Annotated in this window: 2 protein-coding genes; both read left to right on the top strand. The window is 63.1% G+C overall.

The genetic code is table 11. The features are described 5' to 3' along the window. Positions 1 to 1913, top strand: a 1913-nt coding sequence (locus RIF72_RS19575; RefSeq protein ID WP_309076457.1) for a fibronectin type III domain-containing protein, incomplete at its 5' end; no start/stop codon positions are given. A gap of 851 nt (positions 1914 to 2764) precedes the next feature. Next, positions 2765 to 2875 (top strand): DUF4193 family protein (locus RIF72_RS19570; RefSeq protein WP_309076461.1); only part of this gene is annotated, 111 nt, incomplete at its 3' end.

Here is a 2875-nt window from a genome sequence, read left to right as displayed (position 1 = left end):
CGGGAACCACCACGCTTGCACTTGTGGGAGCTGGTGCGTCCGTTGTGATGGCGGCAAACCCCCCGATCGGCCCTGGGAACATCGAAATTTTTACCAAGCGCGACATGGTCGCTATCGAGGGATACTCCGCACAGAAGGGTCAGGACGCAACCATCCGGGTATCCCGGGGCGGTAACGTCATCGGCGTCGCACACGGCGTGGTCGACGACACCGGCTTCCTTGAGGTTAACCACCCGGGAGGTGTCTGCTGGGATGTAGTCACACCCAACATCACCGGAGGCGACATAGTCACAGTCCAGTTTGAGGACGGCAGCGGAGACGGAGCGGTGGCAGGCACGGCGGTGATCACCTCGGTCGACGCTGAACATGCGCCCACCCCGGACCTCCCCGATGACGGTGAGTACACGGTTGTGGTCAAGGGCACGTACGGCGAACATGTCGACATCTCCCGCATGGCGGTGGAGATCGTCAACCCCGACATGAGAGAAGAGGGTGGCATCGGCGAGCGGGCGATCGGCTGGCCCGACGATGAGGTCCCTGCCAACTACACGGTCGCAGGCAACGCTGCGAACGGCGAATTCACCGTGACGTACGGTTTCTTCTCCGAAGCCCACCGGGACACCGCATTTGCCGGTGACCCGTCCGTCGCCAGCTGGCAGGCAGAACCGGCCGGCGTTGAAGCCCAGCTCGGCCTGACCATCTCCGAGTTCAAGGAAATTGACGGTCCAGGCTTCGGCGGATGCCCCGCGGGGCCCTCCGGGCAAGCACCGAACGAACCAACTGAGGTCTTCGCCAGCACGGCAGGCAAAAACAGCATTACCGCCACCTGGAAGCCCGCCACCGTTCCCGCGGACGCTCCTGCCATCACCGGCTACGAGGTCATCGCAGAGGACACTGTTCTGAACCAGGAAGTGAGCATCAAGGTCGGATCCGAAGTAACAAGCGCGACCATCCGCGGCTTGGTGGACGGTCAGGCCTACCCGGTCAAGGTCGTGGCCTTGAACGGCCAGGCAAGTACCCCTGCAGCGGCCGGAACAGTTAACGTGACGGCTGCTGCCGATGCGCCAGCAGCCGCCGCACCCGCAGCTCCAGGCAACGTGGCCGTGAAGGACGGCTCCCTGCTCGGCTCAGCGGATGTCACGTGGACCGCGGCCGCCACCAACGGCTCGGCAGTAACCGGGTACACCGTTCAGGCGCTGTCCGGGGATGCGGAGGTCACTAAGGCTACTGCAGGAAGTGGCGCCACGTCAGCCAAGCTCGAAGGGCTGACACCTGGAACGGCGTACAGCTTCCTCGTCACCGCCAACAGCGCTGCGGGTAACACCCCAGCTGCACCGGTGCCCTTCACGATGCAGGCCGGGGAACTGACTGCACCGGCCGCTCCCAACGTCGTCCGGGTAACCACCGGCAACGGCAGCGCGACTGTTGAATGGCAGGGTGCAGCTGCAGGCAATACGCCGGTTACCGGTTACGTCCTGACGGCCACGCCGACAGCAGGAGCACCCGTTGAGGTGAAGACGGACGCGGCAGCGCGCAACGCTGCCCTGAGCGGGCTGACCAATGGCACCACCTACACCCTCAAGCTGGTTGCGACCAGCGCAGCAGGCAACAGCGCTGAGGCAACCTTTGGCACCGGCGCTTCAAATACCGTGACTCCCGCGGACCAGCTCACGGCCACGGCCGAATACCGCGCTGACAGGCGGGAATGGCGGATTGCCGGCAGCGCCAGCATCACCACCGGCAACACAATCACGGTCACCAACGCCAGCGGTGCGCCAATCGGCACTGCGACGGTCGCCGCTGACGGCAGCTGGACAATCCGCGCCCGGAACTCGAACGCGGCAGTGACGCCAACCATCAAGGTGACATCCTCCGCGGGCGGGTCCACCACTGCCCCCACCAGTACACGGTAGCCGAAGCCACTGAAAGGGACCGGACCTGAAACTGCTTCCCGAAAGTTGGACTGAAACTCCAGTTCCGACTTACGGGGAGCAGTTCCACGTTTTAGGGCAGTTCGTTGTCTGAGGAGCAGCACGAAGCCGCGATCGCGCTGTTTGCGGGCGGTTGGGGGTTTAGGGCCGTAGCGATGAAACTTGGGGCGGGTAGGAAAGCTGGTCTCCACTTGCACGACAGATGGCGCGTTCGCGGAGATACCGCTCCAGTGACTAAACCAGGCTAGCGGCCGTATTCATTCGGGCTCCAGCTCAGCGCTGTGCAACAATACATCGACGGCGAGAACAGGACCCTTCTGGCCAAGAGCTCGACCTGTCGTCGCCACGTAGATGGCCATGTGGCGGGGCAGCACCGAGCTGAAGGCGAGGAGGGTTCCGTTGGGGTTAACTCTTGATCTCCAGTGAAGGAACAGCAACCTAGAAAAAGAACAAGGGCGTCAGGCAAGCGCGGCGAAGGCAGCAGCATCACTGAGGGTGGGATTGGCATGGGGGAGTCTCTCCCGTGAGGGCCCGGCTCTCCGTGACAACGAGCTCCACTCGTACGCCCTTTCGAGTCCACCCTTGTACAAGGGCAGGCAGGTCAGCAGGATTACGGGCGAGCCGGTGCATGCTTTCCACTACGGCGCTTTCCCCGACCGCGGGCGAACCGAAGCAGTTCCCGCTACGGATGTGGCATCGCCCATCGAAGGGCCCGCTGTAGCAGCTTTCGTCCATCCGGCTCGGGCTCCGGGAACAACTCCGAGCTAGGGTGCGTTGCAGTGGCGTCAGAAATCAAAAACCAGACGAACTTTTAAGAAAAAAGGAGCACCCACGTGGCAACCGATTATGACGAAGTCCGCTCCGACGTCAAGGAATCCCAGGACCGTTCTTTGGAGGCATTGCAGTCTGCGAACGCCCCGGATGCTCGCAGCGTCATCACAGAA

This window comes from Paenarthrobacter sp., from assembly GCF_031180005.1.
In the GTDB taxonomy this organism is placed as follows: Bacteria; Actinomycetota; Actinomycetes; order Actinomycetales; family Micrococcaceae; genus Arthrobacter.
Note: the sequence above shows the minus strand (reverse complement) of the source record. Positions and strands in the feature narration are given on the sequence as shown.